Consider the following 18,107-nt stretch of genomic DNA (forward strand, 5'->3'; position numbering starts at 1 on the left):
GGGCAATGGCTGCATAATGTTCAACAGCCCGCCCGCACACGGAATTCCTGACAGTCCCGCCGACGGCGGCCCATTGCAGGCATTCGCGCTCGCGCGGGGTCAGCTCGATATGGTCGATGGTCTTGGCCGCCATGGTGTGGATTTGCATGGCGCGGCCAACGGCATAGGTCGAGACCAGCGACACCAGGCCGAACTCGGCAGCCGACAGCTGCACGGCCTCGCCACCCAGCGACACCATGACAATCTGGCCATCGAGCGTGATCAGCGGGAAGGCCAGTCCGTCGCGCAGCTTGAAGGCGCCGGCATCGCCCATCACCTCGCCGCTGCTCTTGTCGAAGCTAATGCCCTGGGCGGCTTCACGCCACTGGAACGGCGCCTGCAGCTGCTTCATGTGGCTGACCACCGGATCGTGGTCGACATAGTTGCGCGCCACGTAGCGCTCCAGCCATTCGACAGGCCAGTCGCAAAGCAGCACATGCTGCTTTTGCTGTCCGGCCGGCGTGCCTGGCTGTGGGACGGTTCCCGCCATCAGCGCGGTCAGACCGAAATCCGACGTTATGCCCAACAGTTTCTCGCAGACCGCCGCCGCCGTTCCGGCGTGCTGCAGTTGGTCTATGTATTCCAGCGTACGATCAAATTGACTCATCGCAACATCAACCCCATGTTGCCTCATGCATTGAGATCAATGGTCCACGCGTTGTCTGCATTTGGCCACCGACCACGGATTGCAAGGCGCACATTCTCAGTTGTGGTTCTCGACCCTGGTCCCCAAACCAAGGCAGCCACCGCTGCTTGCAAACGTAGTAAAGCATAGCCTGAAATTGGCGCGTTGAAATCAAAAACCATTGTGCCTGTACCATTTTCGTACCAAAACCGGTGCGAATACGAGTGCGGCGGAGTTCTATCGTGGCGTTCCAATGGAGATTCCCGGTCCTGGCGTCGCTGTTGATCGCGGCGCTGTCATTGGCTCCCGGGGTACGCGCGGCCGAACCGCAGGTGCCGGTGTTGTGGGACGCCAAGGAACGGTTGCCGAAGCCCGACCTCTCAGCACTGCCACGGCTGCGATTCCTGACGACCACGGATTTTCCGCCCTTCAACTTCCTCGATGGCGCGGGAAAGCTGTCGGGTTTCCACATCGACCTGGCACGCGCCATCTGTGCCGAACTCGGCATTGCCGACAAATGCCAGATCCAGGCATTGCCCTGGCGCGAGCTTGAAGGGGCACTCGAGAAAGGCGAAGGTGAAGCGATCATCGCCGGCATCGCCGCGACGCCGCAATCACGCCAGACATACGCCTTCTCGCGCTCGTATCTGCAGTTTCCGGCACGCTTCATCACGCCGAAGAACAAGGCGTTTGCCGAGCCGGTTTTCGACAAGCTGCGCAGCAAGCGCGTCGGCGTAATTGCCGGCTCGGCGCATGAGCGCATGCTGCGCGACTATTTCAACACGGTCCAGATCGTCTCCTTCGACGGACCGGAAGCCCTCTACAGCGATCTCAAGGCGGGCAAGATCGATGCCGCCTTCGGTGACGGCATGCGTTTCGCCTTCTGGCTGGGTGGCTCGGACGCGGCCGGCTGCTGCCGTTTTGCCGGCGGTCCTTATCTGGCGCCCGAATATCTGGGCACCGGCATGGCCATCGCTACACGGGCGGACAATCCGGCGCTGGCCGAGGCACTCGACTACGCGCTGCAGGAGATTTCGATGAAAGGCACCTTCGCCGAATTCTACCTGCGCTATTTCCCGGTCAGCTTCTTTTGATCCGGTCCCGGTCAGGTTTTTCTGGAGTTGCTCAGGTCAGCGTGCGCAGCCGCGCCTTGGCCGCGCGGCCGATGGCGGCGACGGTCAGCGTGTCGAGATCGAGCTTACGGCGGATCAACTGCAGCACCCGCACTTCCTCCATGCGCATTTCGAGATCGACGGCGGCCACTTCGAAGGCGGCGGCATAGGCGGTGTCGCGCAGGCGCTCAGGCAGGGCTTCGGCAATCTGGGCCAGGACACCCTCCAGGCCGTCCTTTTCATGCAAGAGCTTCTGACAAGCCTGGGCGACGGGAACCAGCCGATCCTGCTTGAAATCCTCGAACACCGGCCATGAGCGGACAACGTCGCCGATCCTGGCCAGCTCGACATCGGTCATGTCGCGGTCGGAGGCCGAGGTGATGACCATCAGGTAGATCAGGGCTTCGTGCGGGGTCGGCGACGGCATTCTTTACTCCTTGAACGGGTTTCGAAGGTAGGAACGGGGATCGAAGGTCGCAAGGAAAAAGCGCCCCACGCGTTGACGCTCCGGCCATGCGCGCCTAGAGGACCGGTTGAAAATCGACACTGCGACCATACCGGCGAACAATTTGGAAAACACGACCATGGCGGGATCAAACATAATCGATCTCAATCCCGAACTGCTGGCGGCAGCGGCCGAGAGCAAGGCTTGGCCGTTCGAGGAAGCCAAAAAGATCATCGAGCGCTACAAAGGCAGCGACTTTCCCGAAACGATCCTGTTCGAGACCGGCTACGGTCCATCCGGCCTGCCGCATATCGGCACGTTCGGCGAGGTGGCGCGCACCTCGATGGTGCGCCATGCGTTCCGCGTGCTCACGCAAGACAAGATCGCCACCAAGCTGCTGTGCTTCTCCGACGACATGGACGGGATGCGCAAGATCCCCGACAACGTGCCGGATCGCGCGGCGCTTGAGCCGCATCTGCACAAGCCGCTGTCTTCGGTTCCCAATCCGTTCGACGGCGACTATGCGAGCTTCGCCGACCACAACAATGCGATGCTCTGCCGCTTCCTCGACACGTTCGGCTTCGACTATGAATTCGCCAGCGCGACGCAGTACTACAAGTCAGGCCGTTTCGACGCGATGCTGCTGCGCGCCGCCGAACGCTACGACAAGATCATGGCGGTGATGCTGCCGACGCTCGGGCCGGAGCGGCAGGCGACCTACAGCCCGTTCCTGCCGATTTCGCCAAAGAGCGGCCGCGTGCTTTACGTGCCGATGAAGCATGTCGACGCCAAGGCCGGCACCATCACCTTCGACGATGAAGGCACCGAGACCACGCTTTCGATCACCGGCGGCCGGGTGAAGCTGCAGTGGAAGCCGGATTTCGGCATGCGCTGGGCAGCGCTTGGCGTCGATTTCGAGATGTTCGGCAAGGATCACCAGACCAACGCGGTGGTCTATGACCGTATCTGCAACATTCTGGGCGGGCGCGCACCGGAGCATTTCGTCTACGAGCTGTTCCTCGACGAGAACGGTCAGAAGATCTCGAAGTCGAAAGGCAACGGCCTGACGATCGACGAGTGGCTGACCTATGCGCCGACCGAAAGCCTCGGGCTCTATATGTACCAGCGGCCGCGGCAGGCCAAGAAGCTCTATTTCGACGTCATTCCGAGGGCGGTGGACGAATATTACACCTTCCTGGCCGCCTACCCCAGGCAGGACTGGAAGGAGCGACTGGGCAATCCGGTCTGGCACATGCATGACGGCAATCCCCCGGCAATCGACATGCCGGTGCCGTTCTCGCTGCTGCTCAACCTGGTCAGCGCCTCCAACGCGCAGAACAAGGACGTGTTGTGGGGCTTCATCTCGCGCCACGCGACCAATGTGACGCCGAAGACGCACCCGGAACTCGACCAGCTGGTCGGCCATGCGATCCGCTATTTCGACGATTTCGTGCGGCCGACGAAGACCTTCCGTGCGGCCGACGAGGTCGAGCGCGAGGCGCTCGAGGCCCTGGACGCGGCACTTGGCGCATTGCCGGCGGACGCCGGCGGCGAAGCGATCCAGAACGCTTCGCTCAACGTGGCGCGCAAGATCGAACGCTATCAGGATCATTCCAAGCAGAGCCCGGAGGGTGGCCCGGGTGTTTCGGGCGCTTTCTTCCAGATGATCTACCAGGTGCTCATCGGCCAGGAACGCGGTCCGCGCTTCGGCTCGTTCGCCGCGCTCTACGGCGTCGCCGAGACCCGCGCGCTCATTCAGCAGGCGCTGGCTGGTCAGCTGGCTTGAGGGCGCCGTCGACCTCTTCCAGGATCGAACCCGGCGCCTGAGGCGCCGGGGCTGGCGCGGGCGGCACCGCCGATATGCCGGCCAGGTTCGGCGCCGGTCCGAAAATACCCTTCTTGGCGCTTTGCGCCTTCTCGCCGGCCTCGACATAGGGTCCGCCCTTGGCGGCACGCGCCCAGCCATTGTCGACCAGCCATTGACCGACGTCCTGCTTGCCGATCCGGCACTCCGCCGCGATGCGGTCGCGGCCGCCTTCGGGCGGCACCGTGCAGACCACGGCGCGGCCGCGCAGGAAAGCGCGGAACGCCGTGCGCGCACGGATACCGCACGGCCAGGACTTGCCGTCGGTGGTGCAGGTCTCGTCCTGTGGCACAGCGTCTATGCCGGAAATCGCGACCGAATAGCCTTTCGCCTCGATCAGGCCGGCGGCCGTCGCGACCGGCTGGAACAGCTTCGTGCCGTTCCAGTCATCTGGCATCTTCGGCTTGGGCGGCATGGCCAGCGCCAGCTTGCTCAGCGGCTCGCGCGGCTCGACCCGCTCGAGTTCGCCCGCGGGCAGTTCCGGCGGCGCGACGACATCCGGATCGATCGCCCGCGAATGCAGCGCCGGCTTCGGCGGTGGCGGAGCGGCCGGCGCGGGAATGGCTGACGTGGCCGGCTCGTCAGGCGCGGCATCGGTGCCGGTTTGAGAGATCGTGTCCGCGCCGGGATCGATCTGATCCACCGCGACAGTGCTTTGGCTTCCTTTCAGCGTGCGGCCGCCGGCGACGACCAGAGCCGCCATCACCGGGACCATCACAACCGCCAGAATGAGATGAGGAATCCGCACCAGCCCGACCTACTGGCTTGCCCAGACAATCCGCGCCACCCATTCGACCTCTCGCATGGGGATATCGCGGTCGGGATGATCGGGATTGAGCGAGACCAGCGCGATCGATTTGACAGTCTGGCGCTCGAGCACCTTGGCCATCACCTCGCCCGACGTGGTCTTGACGACGACGCGATCGCCCTTGCGGGTGATAGCGCCCGGCTCGACGATGAGGACGTCGCCATTGCGGTAAAGCGGCAGCATGGAATCGCCTTGCACCTGCAGCGCATAGGAGCTCTCGGTCGATTGCGCCGGCAGTTCGACCAACTCCCAGCCTTGCCCGGCCGGAAAGCCGGCATCGTCGAAGAAGCCGCCGGCGCCGGCCTGGGCAAAGCCGAGCAGCGGCACGGAGCGCCTGTGGGCGGGCGCGGCACCCATGCGGCCTTCGATCAGCCCGGTGAATTCGTCGAGCGAGGCACCCGTCGCCTCGATGATCTTGGCCAGTGATTCGGTCGAGGGCCAGCGCGGCCGGCCATCCGAGGACAGGCGCTTCGACTTGTTGAAGGCGGTCGAATCGAGGCCAGCGCGCCTCGCCAGACCTGACGCCGAAAGCGAATAACGCTCGGCAAGAGCATCGATGGCGGCCCAGACGCGGTCGTGCGAGAGCATGTCGTGCTCTCCTTCCAGACAGGAAAAAATGCCTTTTCCTTCTAGTCTCTGCATCCCGGTTTGTCCACCGGACGCGCTCAGACGGCACACCTTCGTGAAAGCTGCGGAAATGATGATCTCCGCTGGTCAGCCGGTTCCTTTGGTCAGGCCGCGCAGCCCCTGGTGCGACGTCATGAAAATCCGTTCGGCCTCGGTCGGCGGACGCGGATTGACCGAGCGACCAAGCGCGGCGACGACCTCGTCAATCTCAAGGAAGCTGCGCGCCTTGCGGTCGTAGACGCCGGCGGTCGTCAGGATCAAGGCGGCCGTCTCGCCGTTGTCGAAGACGAAACGGTGCTTGCCGATGGCCTGGCTGCCCTCCCAGGTTTCGATCGACGACACCACCTCGAAGCGGCGCCACAGCCTGATCTCGCGTGCGTAGACCGCCTGCAGCCCGCCCATCATCGGCGCCCAGCCATTCTTGCGCGCCAGCGTGATCAGGCCGGCACGGACGAACAGGTCGATGCGGCCGAGATCGGCCAGCATCATGTAGCGCGCATTGTTGAGGTGGACGTTGAAATCGATGTCGGTCGGCAGGCAGCGGAAGGCCAGCCGGCTCTCACCGCCCATCATATAGGGGCCACGGCTGCGCGCCGTGGCCAGCATGCGCGCCATGCGCGCCCAGACATACATGACCCTGCGTCAGGCGGCCTGCTTCACGTCGCCCTTGGCGTAGGGGTCGAAGCGTTCGTAAAAAGTGTCACCCTTCTCGGCCATGTCGATGAGCAGTTTGGGCGCCTTGAACTCGGCGCCGTATTTCTTCTGCAGGCCCTTGGCGATCTTGACGAATTCCTTGGCGCCGATGCCGTCGATATAGGACAGCGCCCCGCCAGTGTAGGGGGCGAAGCCGAAGGCCAGGATCGAGCCGACGTCGGCCTCGCGTGGATCGGTGACGATGCCCTCCTCCATCACGCGCGCCGCTTCCAGCGCAATGGTGACCAGCAGGCGCTGCTGCAGCTCCTCATAGTCGACCTTCTCGGCCGCCAGCTGCGGATAGAGGTCCTTCAACCCCGGCCACAGCTTCTTCTTGGCGGGCTTGGCCGGATAGTCATAAAAGCCCTTGCCGTTCTTGCGGCCGAAGCGACCATGATCGTCGACCATGGTGTTGATCAGCGCCATCTGCTTGGGGTCGACGGCCTTGTCACCGAGATCCCGGATGGTCTGCTTCATGATCTTCTGGGCGAGGTCGATCGCCGTCTCGTCGGTCAGCGCCAGGGGACCGACCGGCATGCCGGCGGCCTTCGCCGCATTCTCGATCATCGGCGCGGGCACGCCCTCGATAAGCATCTTGTAGGCTTCCGACATGTAACGCAGCACGCAGCGGTTGACGTAGAAGCCACGCGTGTCGTTGACGACGATCGGCGTCTTCTTGATGGCGCGGACGAAGTCGATCGCGGTCGCCAGCGCCTTGTCGCCGGTCTTCTTGCCGAGGATGATCTCGACCAGCATCATCTTGTCGACCGGCGAGAAGAAGTGGATGCCGACGAAATTCTTCGGCCGCGCCGAATTCTTCGCCAGCGAGGTGATCGGAATGGTCGAGGTGTTCGACGCGAAGATCGCGGACGACTTCAGCACGGCTTCCGCCTGTTCGGTGGCTGCCTTCTTGACGGCCGAATCCTCGAACACCGCCTCGACCACGAGGTCGCAGCCGGCAAGGTCGGCATAGTCGGCTGTCGGCGTGATCAGCGACAAGAGCTTGTCCTTCTCCTCCGGTTTGGCACGGCCCTTCTTGACCTGATCCGAGACCAGGCCGTCCGAATGCGCCTTGCCCTTTTCGGCCGACTCCATGTCGCGGTCGAGCAGCACCACCGGGATGCCGGCCTTGGCCGTGACATAGGCAATGCCAGCGCCCATGAAGCCGGCGCCGAGAATGCCGATCTTCTTGAATTTGGTTTCCGGCACGCCGGCCGGGCGGCGGGCGCCCTTGTTCAGCTCCTGCAGCGACACGAACAGCGAGCGGATCATCGCCGCCGCTTCCCTGGTCTGCATGACCTCGGTGAAGTAGCGCTGTTCGATCCTGAGCGCGGTGTCGAACGGCACCAGCAGGCCTTCATAGACGCATTTCAGGATGGCGGCGGCGGCCGGATAGTTGCCATAGGTCTCGCGACGCAGGATGGCGATGGCCGGCGGCCAGAGATTGAAGCCGGCCGGCGAATAGATCTGGCCGCCGGGCAGCTTGAAGCCCTTCTCGTCCCAGGGCTGGACGGCTTTCAGACCGTTCCTGATCATGGCCTTTGCCGTCTCGATCAGCTTGGCCGGCTCGGCGATCTCGTGGATCAGACCCATGGCCTTCGCCTTCTGCGGCGACAGATTCTGGCCGGAGGTCAGCATCTGCAGCGCCTGCTGCTGATCGGTCAGCCGCGGCACACGCTGGGTGCCGCCGGCGCCGGGGAAGATGCCGACCTTGACTTCCGGCAAGGCCATCTTGACCTTGTCTGAATCAGCGGCGACGCGACCGTGGCAGGCCAGCGACAATTCGAAGGCGCCGCCCATGCAGGTGCCGTTGATCGCCGATACCCAAGGCTTGCCTGATGTCTCGAGCTTGCGCCACAGACCGCCCATGCGGCCGGCATTGTCGAACAGCAGCTTTGCCGCCTTCTCCGGATCCTTGGTCTTTTCCCTGGCGAACACGCCAAGCATCTTCTGCAGCATGGTGAGATCCGCGCCGCCGGAGAAGCTGTCCTTGCCTGAGGTGATCACCGCACCCTTGATGCCGGCGTCGGCCACCACCTGGTCGATGATCTTGTCGAGTTCGCCCATCACCTCCTCGGTGAACACGTTCATCGAGCGATCCGGCATGTTCCAGGTGACGAGCGCAATGCCGTCAGCGTCGGTGTCGAGGGTGAAATTGATGTAGCTCATTGTTTCTCTCCCCGTCAGACGCGTTCGATGATCGTTGCGGTGCCCATGCCGGCACCGATGCACAGCGTCACCAGCGCGGTGTTCAGATCGCGGCGCTCGAGTTCGTCCAGCACCGTGCCGAAGATCATCGCGCCGGTGGCGCCGAGCGGATGGCCCATGGCGATGGCGCCGCCATTGACGTTGATCCTGTCGTGCGGGATCTCGAAGGCCTGCATGTAGCGCAGCACCACCGAGGCGAAGGCCTCGTTGAGCTCGAACAGATCGATGTCCGACAGCTTCATCTTGGCGCGCTTCAGGAGCTTCTCGGTGACATCGACCGGGCCGGTCAGCATCAGCACCGGCTCGGAGCCGATATTGGCGAAGGTGCGGATGCGCGCGCGGGGCTTGAGGCCCATCGCCTTGCCGGCCTTCTTCGAGCCGAGCAGCACGGCCGCCGCGCCATCGACGATGCCGGACGAATTGCCGGCGTGATGGACGTGGTTGACCTCTTCCACCTCGGGGTGCTTCTGCACCGCGACCGCGTCGAAGCCGCCCATTTCGCCTGGCATGACGAAGGACGGATTGAGCGAAGCCAGCGACTGCATGTCGGTCGAAGGCCGCATGTGCTCGTCATGGTCGAGGATGGTCAACCCATTCTGGTCCTTGATCGGAATGACCGAATTCTTGAAGCGGCCGTCGGCCCAGGATTTGGCGGCGCGCTTCTGGCTCTCGACGGCATAGGCATCGACGTCGTCACGGGAGAAGCCGTATTTGGTGGCGATCAGGTCGGCCGAGATGCCTTGCGGCACGAACCAGCCGGGCAGGCCGACCGAAGGGTCCATGAACCAGGCACCGCCGGAGGCGCCCATGCCGACGCGCGACATGGATTCGACACCACCGGCGATGACGATCTCGTCGGCGCCCTGCGCGATCTTGGCGGCGCCGAAATTGATGGCGTCGAGACCCGAGGCACAGAAGCGCGAGATCTGCATGCCGGGCGCCTTGGTGTCATAGCCTGCCTCGAAGGCGGCGGCGCGCGGAATGACCGAACCCGCTTCGCCGACCGGATCGACGCAGCCGAAGATGATGTCGTCGACGTTGCCGGTGTCCAGCCCATTGCGGTCGCGCAGCGCTTCCAGCGTCTTGGCGGCAAGCCGCACCGCCGGCACTTCGTGCAGCGACCCATCCTTCTTGCCCTTGCCGCGCGGCGTGCGCACGGCGTCATAGACATAAGCCTCAGCCATTTTCGTGCTCCTTGGGTTTGCCGGTCGCCGCTCTCAGAGCGAGCGTCCGATCAGCAATTTCATGATCTCGTTGGTGCCGCCGTAGATGCGCTGGACGCGAGCGTCGCGGAACATGCGGGCGATCGGATATTCATTCATGTAGCCATAGCCACCATGCAATTGAAGGCATTCATCGACGACCTTGCCCTGCAGGTCGCTCAACCAGTACTTGGCCATCGAGGCCGTCACCGGATCGAGCCCGCCATTGATGTGGCGGGCGACGCAATCATTGTAGAAGACGCGGCCGATGGTCGCCTCGGTCTTGAGCTCGGCCAGCTTGAACTGGGTGTTCTGGAAGTCGATGATCGCCTTGCCGAAGGCCTTGCGTTCCTTGACGTACTCGATGGTCAACGCCAGCGCCCGCTCGATCATGGCAATAGCGCCGGTGCCGATCTGCAGCCGCTCCTGCGGCAATTGCTGCATCAGCTGGATAAAGCCCTGCCCTTCCTCGTGGCCGAGCAAATTGGAGGTCGGGACGCGCACGTCGTTGAAGAACAGTTCCGACGTGTCGTTGGCCTTCAGACCGATCTTGTCGAGGTTGCGGCCGCGCTCGAAGCCGTCGACCTCGTCGGTCTCGACGACAATCAGCGAAGTGCCCTTGGCGCCCTTTTCAGGATCGGTCTTGGTGACGACGATGATGAAGTTGGCCAGCTGGCCGTTGGTGATGAAGGTCTTGGAACCATTGATCCTGTACTGGTTGCCGTCCTTTTCGGCCCGCGTCTTGACGCCTTGCAGATCGGAACCGGCGCCCGGCTCGGTCATGGCGATGGCGCCGATCATCTCGCCGGTGGCAAGCTTCGGCAGCCATTTCTTCTTCTGCTCTTCCGAACCGTAGTGAAGGATGTAAGGCGCGACGATCGAATTGTGCAGGCCGATGCCAAAACCGTCGACGCCGACATGGCCGATCGCTTCGATGATGGCGCTCTCATGCGCGAAGGTGCCGCCGGAGCCGCCATATTCCTCCGGCATCGAGGCGCAGAGCAGGCCGGCGGCGCCAGCCTTCAACCAGCTCTCGCGGTCGACCATCTCGTTCTTCTCGAACTCGTCGTAGCGCGGCGCGATCTCCTCCGACATGAAGCGGGTTGCCATGTCGTAGAGCATGCCGACCTCGTCCGCCGCCCAGGCGGGCTTGGGAAGGCCAAGGATTTCGGCGGGGTTGGTCATTTGGATATGTTACTCCTCCCAGAGCGCATCGTCGGAGTTGAGGTCGGCGCATGTCACGCTGGCCTCAACCGACCCTCCCCTCGAGGGAGAGGGCAACCATCTTTAGAACGCTTCCGCCGGCAGGGCCATCAGCGTGTCCGCGCCACTCGAAATGCGGGCGAGATGGGCCGACGTCTCCGGCATGATCCGCTCCATGAAGAAGCGCGCCGTCACCACCTTGTTGTCGTAGAAGGCCCCCTTGTTTTCATGGAAAGATGGGGCGCCGTTGGCGCCGCTCTTGTCCTGAGCCGCCTTGGCCATCTGCGCCCACATGTAGCCGAGCGCCACAAGGCCGAAGAGATGCATATAGTCGGTCGAGGCCGCGCCGGCATTGTCGGGCTTGGCCATGCCGTTCTGCACCAGCCACATGGTCGCCGCCTGCAGGTCGTTGAGGCCCTTCTTCAACCCCTTGGTGAAGAGCGTCATCTTGTCGTCGGAGCGGTTTTCCTCGCAGAATTCGCCGACCTCCTTGAAGAAGGCCTGGATGGCGCGGCCGCCATTCAAGCCGAGCTTGCGGCCGACGAGGTCGAGCGCCTGGATGCCGTTGGCGCCCTCATAGATCATGGCGATGCGGGCATCGCGCACGAACTGGCTCATGCCGTGCTCTTCGATATAGCCGTGACCGCCGAACACCTGCTGGGCCATGACGGCGTGGTCAAAACCCTTGTCGGTGAGCACGCCCTTGACCACGGGCGTCATCAGGCCGGTGTAGTCGTCGGCGGCCTGGCGGTCCTTGTCGTCGGCGGAGCGGTGCGCGATGTCGGACTTGATCGCCGTCCACAGCGCCAGCGCGCGGCCGGCTTCGTTGAAGGCCTTCATGGTCATGAGCGAGCGACGGATGTCGGGATGGACGATGATCGGGTCAGCCTTCTTGTCCGGCGCCTTGGCGCCAGACAGCGAACGGCCCTGCAAGCGGTCCTTGGCGTAGGCGACGGCGTTCTGGTAGGCGATCTCCGACAGAGAAAGCCCTTGCAGGCCGACGCCGAGGCGGGCCTCGTTCATCATCGTGAACATCGCCTTGAGGCCGCCATTCTCCTCGCCGAGCAGCGTGCCTTCGGCCTCGTCATAGTTCATGACGCAGGTCGAATTGCCGTGGATTCCCATCTTCTCCTCGATCGAGCCGCAGGAGAGCGTGTTGCGTTCGCCCGGATTGCCCGATGCATCGAGCTTGAGCTTCGGCACGATGAACAGCGAAATGCCCTTCACGCCTTCCGGCGCGCCCTCGATGCGGGCCAGCACGAGATGGACGATGTTGTCCGACATGTCGTGCTCGCCGGCCGAGATGAATATCTTTTGGCCTGAGATTTTGTAGGTGCCGTCGCCGTTCGGCACCGCCTTGGTGCGCAGCAGGCCGAGATCGGTACCGCAATGCGGCTCGGTCAGGTTCATGGTGCCGGTCCAGGACCCCTCGACCATCTTCGGCAGCCATTTGGCCTTCTGCTCGTCGGTGCCGTGGGTGATGATCGCCGCGATGGCGCCCTGCGTCAGGCCCGGATACATCATCAGCGACATGTTGGCCGAGACCATGTATTCGGCGACGGCGGTGTGCACGGCATAGGGCAGGCCCTGGCCGCCGAACTCGACCGGCGCCGCCAGCCCCATCCAGCCGCCTTCGCGATACTGGTCGAAGGCCTCCTTGAAGCCTTTGGGCGTGGTCACCGAGCCGTCTTCGTGACGCACGCAGCCTTCCATGTCGCCGACGCGGTTGAGCGGATGCATGACGTTTTCGGCAAGCTTGGCGCCTTCGGCCAGGATCGCCTCCAGCACGTCGGGCGTGGCGTCGGCAAATCCGGGAAGGTTCGAATAGCGCTGATAGCCCAGCACCTCGTTGAGTACGAACAGCGTATCCTGGACCGGAGCCCTGTATGTCGGCATGCTTTTTCTCCACCCTGCGGACCTGATCCGAAAGCCCCCGAATTCGTGTCAGGGCAGCATACGGACCCGTGTTGAAGCCGGGATAGCAAAAATTGACGTTTGCGTAAACGTCAATTTTTTCGATGCGACAAGATTTCCCGCCCAACCCCTGCTTGGTGAGACTGGCGGCGCGACATCATGCAGGCCGGCGTCGACGGAACCAGTTGGGCTGATACAGGCAAAGAAAAAGCCGCGCGGCAGAGCCACGCGGCTTTGATGGTCAAGACTCCGACGGAGTCGGAACCGGTAGATGCTTCAGCTCGCGACGCTCGCCTGCGGCGCCGTGCGCTCGGCCAACATCTGGCGCACCGCCGACATTGAGCCCGAGAGCTCGTTGATGGCATCGTCGATCAGCGCCCGCTGCTTCTGCAGGCGGGCAAGCTGCTTCTCCGACTTGTCCAGCGCCAGCCGCAGCTGCTTGGTGTTGGAACCGGTGGGATCGTAGAGGTCCATCATCTGCTTGACGTCGCGCAGCGAGAACCCGACCTTGCGGCCAAGCAGGATCAGCTTTAGCCGGGCCTTGTCGCGGCGCGTGTAGAGACGGGTGGAGCCGTCGCGCTGCGGGTTGAGCAGGCCCTTGTCTTCGTAGAAACGCAGCGTGCGCAGCGTCACGCCATATTTCTTGGCCATTTCGCCGATGCGGGCGAGGTCCTCACCGGCTTCGACAGATGCATTATTGGTATTGGCCGCGGTCTCGCCGGCCGAGATAAGCTTCATGGTCACTGGCTTTCCCCGTCTGGTGGCGTCGCGGTCCTGGACCATGCGTCGCCTGACTGGAAGCGGGGGCGTGCTTCCGGCCGTGGTTTCGACAAACAAAATCGCAAACAGCACACACAAATGCGCCTTTTACGTTTACGTCAATTCTATACCGATAGCCGCCTCATGACGCAAGGGGCGTTCTGTGAAGGTGCTTTATGCCGCACCGTGGACAGCGACAGCGAACTTCCTTCCAACTTCTTAAGCTTGGTTAACGCCTTGTTTACCACGTTGGGGGAAATGTGGGCGCGTCGGCTACCCGTGTTTATCCTGTATCGAATTTTTCACGGTTTTTCGGAGCGCGGGTGAACCCCCGGGAAGCTTGTCTTCCACCGTGAAAGCGCGGTCGCCTCGTTCCGGCAGGGACTTGGGGAGCTGGTCGCAAGCCGGCCAATCTGAAAGACGGACGCACCGATGAACAGCAAGCGGTCCTATCTCGACACACTCAACGCCGGCAGGCAGCGCAAGCCGCAGACCACGCTCGAGCAACTGAACCGCTCGCTGGAGACGCTGGAACAGCGGCTGGGGCAGACCCGCGAGGAGGTGACGGCACGTCCCGCTCCGCACCAATACGGCGCCGACCCGCGCTATCCGGCCACCGAGCCGCGCTATCCCGCCGTCGACCCGCGCTATCCCGCCGCCCAGCCAACCGCTCAGCAGCGCTGGTATGAGGATCCGCGGCCGGCAGCGCGCCCGCAGACCCCGGCGCCGGCCCCCAGCTTCGACCAGAACTACCAGGCCATCGCCCGTGACATCGACCGCGTGCGCGGCCAGGAAGACAGCGTCGCCATGGTCGGCAAGATCGCCGGCGAACTGCGCGGCATGCGCGAGGAACTGCGCCACCAAATGACATCGGGACTGCAGCGTGAATTCGATACGCTGCGCAAGGATATCGACCGCGCCTTCCAGGCCAACGCCAGGCCCGGCACAGCGAGCAAGGGCAGCGCCGAACTCGGCGTCGAATTCGAACGGCTTTCCGGCGCCATCAAGTCGCTGTCGGAGAAAAGCGACGACAGAAGCGTCAACATGCTGCGGCTGGAGCTCGAGCAGGTTAAGGCCGCGCTCGACACGCTGGCGCGCGAGGAGAGCGTGCAGAAGGTCGATCGCCGCTGGGACGATTTCGATCGCCGCTGGACGGCTTTCGAAGACCGCGTCGACGCCGACCAGCGCAAACGTTCCGACGACCCCGCCCTTGCGGCGCTGACCGACCGGCTGGAGCAGATCAGCAACGCCGTCAACAATCTGCCGGAATCGCTGTCGCTGCGCTCGCTCGAGGAAAAGGTGCGCACGCTGGCCGGCGCCGTCGAACACTTCGCGGGCCAGCAGGACAACCGCGGCGGTGACACGCTTGCCATGATCGACGAGCGGCTGGACGAGATTTCCCGTGCCATCGTTGCCTCGACGGTCGCGGCACAGGCCAATTCGGTCGACCACGAAGCCTTCGACCGCATCGAGAAGCGCATCGACTCGCTCGCCCGGCAGATCGAGGAAGTGGCGCAGGATCGCCCCGGCAACGCGGTCATGGATCGCCTGAGCACGCTGTCGAGCCGCGTCGACGAACTCGCCGGCCGGGCCAATTTGCCCGAACAGGCGATGGAACGGCTGGCCAAGCAGATCACCCTCATTGCCGACAAGATCGACCAGGCGCCGGCCATGCCCGACGCCGACTACATCTTCCACGGGCTCGAGCAACGCTTCGACGTGCTGTCCGGCATGATGGAACGCCGCCAGGGCGATGCCATCGAACAGGGCAACATGCTGTTTCGCGATCTCGAGCGCCGTCTCGACGAGGTTGCCGACCGGCTCGACCATCGCCTCGCGCCGCAGATCGACAGCGCCGGCATCATGGAAGCCATCGACGCCCGCTTCACCGCGCTCGCCACCCGCATGGAGACGCGCGCCGCCGATCCCGCCGGCGAAGCGGCGATCCGTGGACTGGAGAGCCGGCTCGAGGATATTTCCAGCCGGCTCGACGCCTCGGCGGCCCAGGTGGCCGGCATCGATCCGGCGCTGATCCGCAGCCTGGAGGCGCAAGTCGCCGGCCTGTCCGCCCATCTGTCCAAGCCCAGCACGCCACTGCCGGAATTCGAGGACATCAGCCCGCGCCTCGACGAGATCGAGAAGGCGCTGGCCGGGACCCGCGATTCCATCCTCGGCGCGGCACGCGAAGCGGCCGAGAACGCGGTGCGTTCGCTTGCGGGATCGAATGCCAACGCCTCGGCGGTTTCCGGACTCGCCCAGGACCTGAAGACGTTGGAAACGCTGACGCGGCGTTCCGACGAGCGCAATTCGCGAACTTTCGAGGCCATCCACGACACGCTGCTCAAGATCGTCGACAGGCTGGGTTCGCTGGAAACCAACGAACCGTCCGAAGCGATCAGCGAACTCCTGGACACGCGCCAGGACGAGGTGGCCGGCAAGCGCCGTGCACGGACCGCCAAGATGGCTGTCGAAGCGCCGTCGATGGATATCGACGAGCCGATGCCGCTGACCGGCGACATGGCCGATCTCGATGGCCGCGCCGCCGCCATAATGCGTAACGAACAGGGTCCGCGCAGCGATCTGGGCACCCGCTCGCCGGCGGAAGCCGCCGCGGCTGCCGCCATGGCCGCGCTCGGGTCCGACTCCATCGCCGAGAAGGACCAGCCGGCAGGCCGCAAATCGATGTTTGGCGGGCTGGCCCGCGCCTTCAAGGGCAGGAAGGCGGCGGACCTCCCGCCGCTGGCTGGTTCGGCGCCGAGCAGCGATATTCCGACTGTCGACCTTGACGAGCCGCTCGACCCGAAGGTGGCCAACCGCCCGCTGGAGCCAGGCTCCGGCGCGCCCGACCTCAATGCCATCATGAAGCGGGTTCGCGACGAGCGTGGCCAGCCGGCAAAGCTTGGCGAAAGCGATGCCGCGAAATCGGATTTCATCGCAGCCGCGCGGCGCGCGGCGCAGGCCGCCGCCGCGGAGGCCGACGCCCTGAAGCGCCAGTCGACGGTGAAAGGCCCGGTCAAGGCGCTCAGGATCGGCGATCTGCTCAAGGCGCGGCGCAAGCCGATCCTGATGGCGGCGGCAGCGATCATGCTGGCGCTTGCCGGACTGCAGCTCGGCAAGGCGTTCCTCTCGGATCCCGCCCAGGTGGCCAGCAACGAAGCCGCCCCGATCGTCGCCGCGCAGCCAGTGCAGACGGCATCCGTCGACACGGCGAGCCAGCCGAAGACGGAAGCCCAGCCGGCGGCGACGGACAGCGCGCCAGCCCGTGCCGTCAGGCAGGCCGAACAATCCGCGCCCGCGACCAAGGACGACATGGTGGCGCAGGCCGCCCTGGCGATGCCGTCGGACACGGACGCAATGGCGAATACGGCGCCGGTTGCAGAGCCCGCTGCGGCGCCTGCTGCTTCAACCGCCTCTTCCGGCCCAAGCACTGCCGCTTCAGACGCGATGGCTTCGGCCGCTCCGGCGCCAGTTGCGCCTATCGCCACGACCCCGATGGATGCAACGGCTTCCGAGCCGGCCACTGTTGCCGGCGGTTCGCAAGCGACGAATACCGATGCCCAGCCGGCCGCGGCCAACGAGGCCATTGCCAAGGACACGACCGGCGCCGTGGCGCCGGCAGGTGCTCCCGCGACAGCAGCCGCGGCCAAGTTCGACATTCCGGCCGATGCCGGCCCTGCCGCGCTGCGCGATGCCGCCGCTGGTGGCGACGCCAAGGCGCTGTTCGAGATCGGCTCGCGCTACGCGGAATCGCGCGGCGTCAAGGAAGACATGGCGGCAGCGGCCAAATGGTACGAGAAATCAGCGGAACTCGGTTTCGCGCCGGCCGAGTACCGCATCGGCAATTTCTATGAGAAGGGCATCGGCGTCGCCCGCGACATCAAGAAGTCGAAGACCTGGTACCAGATGGCCGCCGAGCAGGGCAATGCTAGCGCCATGCACAATCTGGCCGTGCTTTTCGCCATGGCCGCCGATGGCGTGACCGACAATGAATCGGCCGCGCACTGGTTCCAGGAGGCCGCCGACCTCGGCGTCAAGGACAGCCAGTTCAATCTCGGCATCCTCGCCGCCAAGGGCGTCGGCATGAAGCAAAACCTCGAGGAATCCTATAAATGGTTCGCTCTCGTCGCCAAGACCGGCGACAAGGACGCGGCCGCCAAGCGCGACGAGATCGCCAATGCGCTGCGGCCCGAGCAGCTCGAGCGGGCGCGCGCCGCGACCGAGCTGTGGAAGGCCAAGCCGCTCAATGCGGCGACCAATTCGGCCGACATTCCCGAGTCCTGGCAGGAAGGTACTCCGCAGACGACCGCCGGCATCGACATGAAGAAGGCGGTCAAGAACATCCAGCTCATCCTCAACAAGAACGGCTATGATGCCGGCGGCGCCGACGGCGTCATGGGCGAGAAGACCAAGAACGCGATTATCGCTTTCCAGACCGACAACAAGCTGCCGGCGACAGGCGCCGTCGATGAAAAACTGGTGCGGGCGCTGCTGGCGCGCAAATAACAGAGAAGCGTCGTTTCCACGACGCTCTTGCCACACATTTGCCTGTTAACTGATTGAGATATTTTTTGTTTCGGCGCGGCGACGGGGTTTGACCCCGCCGCCGCG

13 protein-coding genes are annotated in these 18,107 nt (G+C 64.2%); 3 read left to right on the plus strand and 10 right to left on the minus strand.

Annotated elements, in window-relative coordinates; all coding sequences use genetic code 11:
* The coding region (locus QQK95_RS17490) for a helix-turn-helix transcriptional regulator (RefSeq protein ID WP_284274941.1) at positions 1 to 646 on the minus strand (646 nt) is incomplete at its 3' end.
* A gap of 260 nt (positions 647 to 906) precedes the next feature.
* Here QQK95_RS17490 and QQK95_RS17495 point away from each other — a divergent pair.
* A complete protein-coding gene (locus QQK95_RS17495; RefSeq protein ID WP_284274942.1) occupies positions 907 to 1,758 on the plus strand; it encodes a transporter substrate-binding domain-containing protein in 852 nt (283 codons plus the stop codon).
* Positions 1,759 to 1,789: 31 nt separating this feature from the next.
* Here QQK95_RS17495 and QQK95_RS17500 read toward each other — a convergent pair whose 3' ends face one another.
* Positions 1,790 to 2,203 carry a tellurite resistance TerB family protein gene (locus QQK95_RS17500; RefSeq protein WP_038644445.1) on the minus strand — a complete coding sequence of 138 codons (414 nt, stop codon included), beginning with the start codon at positions 2,201 to 2,203 and terminating at the stop codon, positions 1,790 to 1,792.
* 157 nt (positions 2,204 to 2,360) lie between these two features.
* On the opposite strand from QQK95_RS17500, the gene QQK95_RS17505 reads away from it, so the two are divergent.
* A complete protein-coding gene (locus QQK95_RS17505) occupies positions 2,361 to 4,007 on the plus strand; it encodes a lysine--tRNA ligase (RefSeq protein WP_284274945.1) in 1,647 nt (548 codons plus the stop codon).
* On the opposite strand, the gene QQK95_RS17510 is transcribed toward QQK95_RS17505, so the two are convergent.
* The 8 genes from QQK95_RS17510 to QQK95_RS17545 all read right to left on the minus strand — a co-directional run bounded on the left by QQK95_RS17510 (position 3,973) and on the right by QQK95_RS17545 (position 13,478).
* Positions 3,973 to 4,833, minus strand: a complete 861-nt coding sequence (locus QQK95_RS17510; protein ID WP_407660578.1) for a thermonuclease family protein — start codon at positions 4,831 to 4,833, stop codon at positions 3,973 to 3,975. The two genes, QQK95_RS17505 and QQK95_RS17510, sit on opposite strands and share 35 nt — an antisense overlap.
* 9 nt (positions 4,834 to 4,842) lie before the next feature.
* On the minus strand, positions 4,843 to 5,481 hold the full coding sequence (locus tag QQK95_RS17515) for a S24 family peptidase (protein ID WP_284274947.1): 639 nt from the start codon (positions 5,479 to 5,481) through the stop codon (positions 4,843 to 4,845).
* Positions 5,482 to 5,607: 126 nt separating this feature from the next.
* On the minus strand, positions 5,608 to 6,153 hold the full coding sequence (locus QQK95_RS17520; protein ID WP_284274948.1) for a thioesterase family protein: 546 nt from the start codon (positions 6,151 to 6,153) through the stop codon (positions 5,608 to 5,610).
* A 9-nt stretch (positions 6,154 to 6,162) separates the two neighbouring features.
* The gene (locus QQK95_RS17525; protein ID WP_284274950.1) at positions 6,163 to 8,382 is read right to left on the minus strand and encodes a 3-hydroxyacyl-CoA dehydrogenase NAD-binding domain-containing protein; all 2,220 of its coding nucleotides are present in this window, start codon (positions 8,380 to 8,382) and stop codon (positions 6,163 to 6,165) included.
* Positions 8,383 to 8,396: 14 nt separating this feature from the next.
* Positions 8,397 to 9,605, minus strand: a complete 1,209-nt coding sequence (locus QQK95_RS17530; RefSeq protein WP_284274951.1) for an acetyl-CoA C-acetyltransferase — start codon at positions 9,603 to 9,605, stop codon at positions 8,397 to 8,399.
* A 33-nt stretch (positions 9,606 to 9,638) separates the two neighbouring features.
* The gene (locus QQK95_RS17535; protein ID WP_284274952.1) at positions 9,639 to 10,808 is read right to left on the minus strand and encodes an acyl-CoA dehydrogenase family protein; all 1,170 of its coding nucleotides are present in this window, start codon (positions 10,806 to 10,808) and stop codon (positions 9,639 to 9,641) included.
* Between the two features lie 102 nt (positions 10,809 to 10,910).
* Positions 10,911 to 12,722 carry an acyl-CoA dehydrogenase gene (locus tag QQK95_RS17540; protein WP_284274953.1) on the minus strand — a complete coding sequence of 604 codons (1,812 nt, stop codon included), beginning with the start codon at positions 12,720 to 12,722 and terminating at the stop codon, positions 10,911 to 10,913.
* A gap of 294 nt (positions 12,723 to 13,016) precedes the next feature.
* Positions 13,017 to 13,478, minus strand: a complete 462-nt coding sequence (locus QQK95_RS17545; RefSeq protein ID WP_284275381.1) for a MerR family transcriptional regulator — start codon at positions 13,476 to 13,478, stop codon at positions 13,017 to 13,019.
* A 453-nt stretch (positions 13,479 to 13,931) separates the two neighbouring features.
* Here QQK95_RS17545 and QQK95_RS17550 point away from each other — a divergent pair, with 453 nt between their 5' ends.
* Entirely contained in the window at positions 13,932 to 18,002 is a 4,071-nt protein-coding gene (locus QQK95_RS17550) for a peptidoglycan-binding protein (RefSeq protein ID WP_284274955.1), read from the plus strand.
* The last annotated feature ends 105 nt before the right edge of the window (positions 18,003 to 18,107 follow it).

The sequence above is a fragment of the Mesorhizobium huakuii genome (assembly GCF_030160235.1).
Taxonomy (GTDB): Bacteria; Pseudomonadota; Alphaproteobacteria; order Rhizobiales; family Rhizobiaceae; genus Mesorhizobium; species Mesorhizobium huakuii.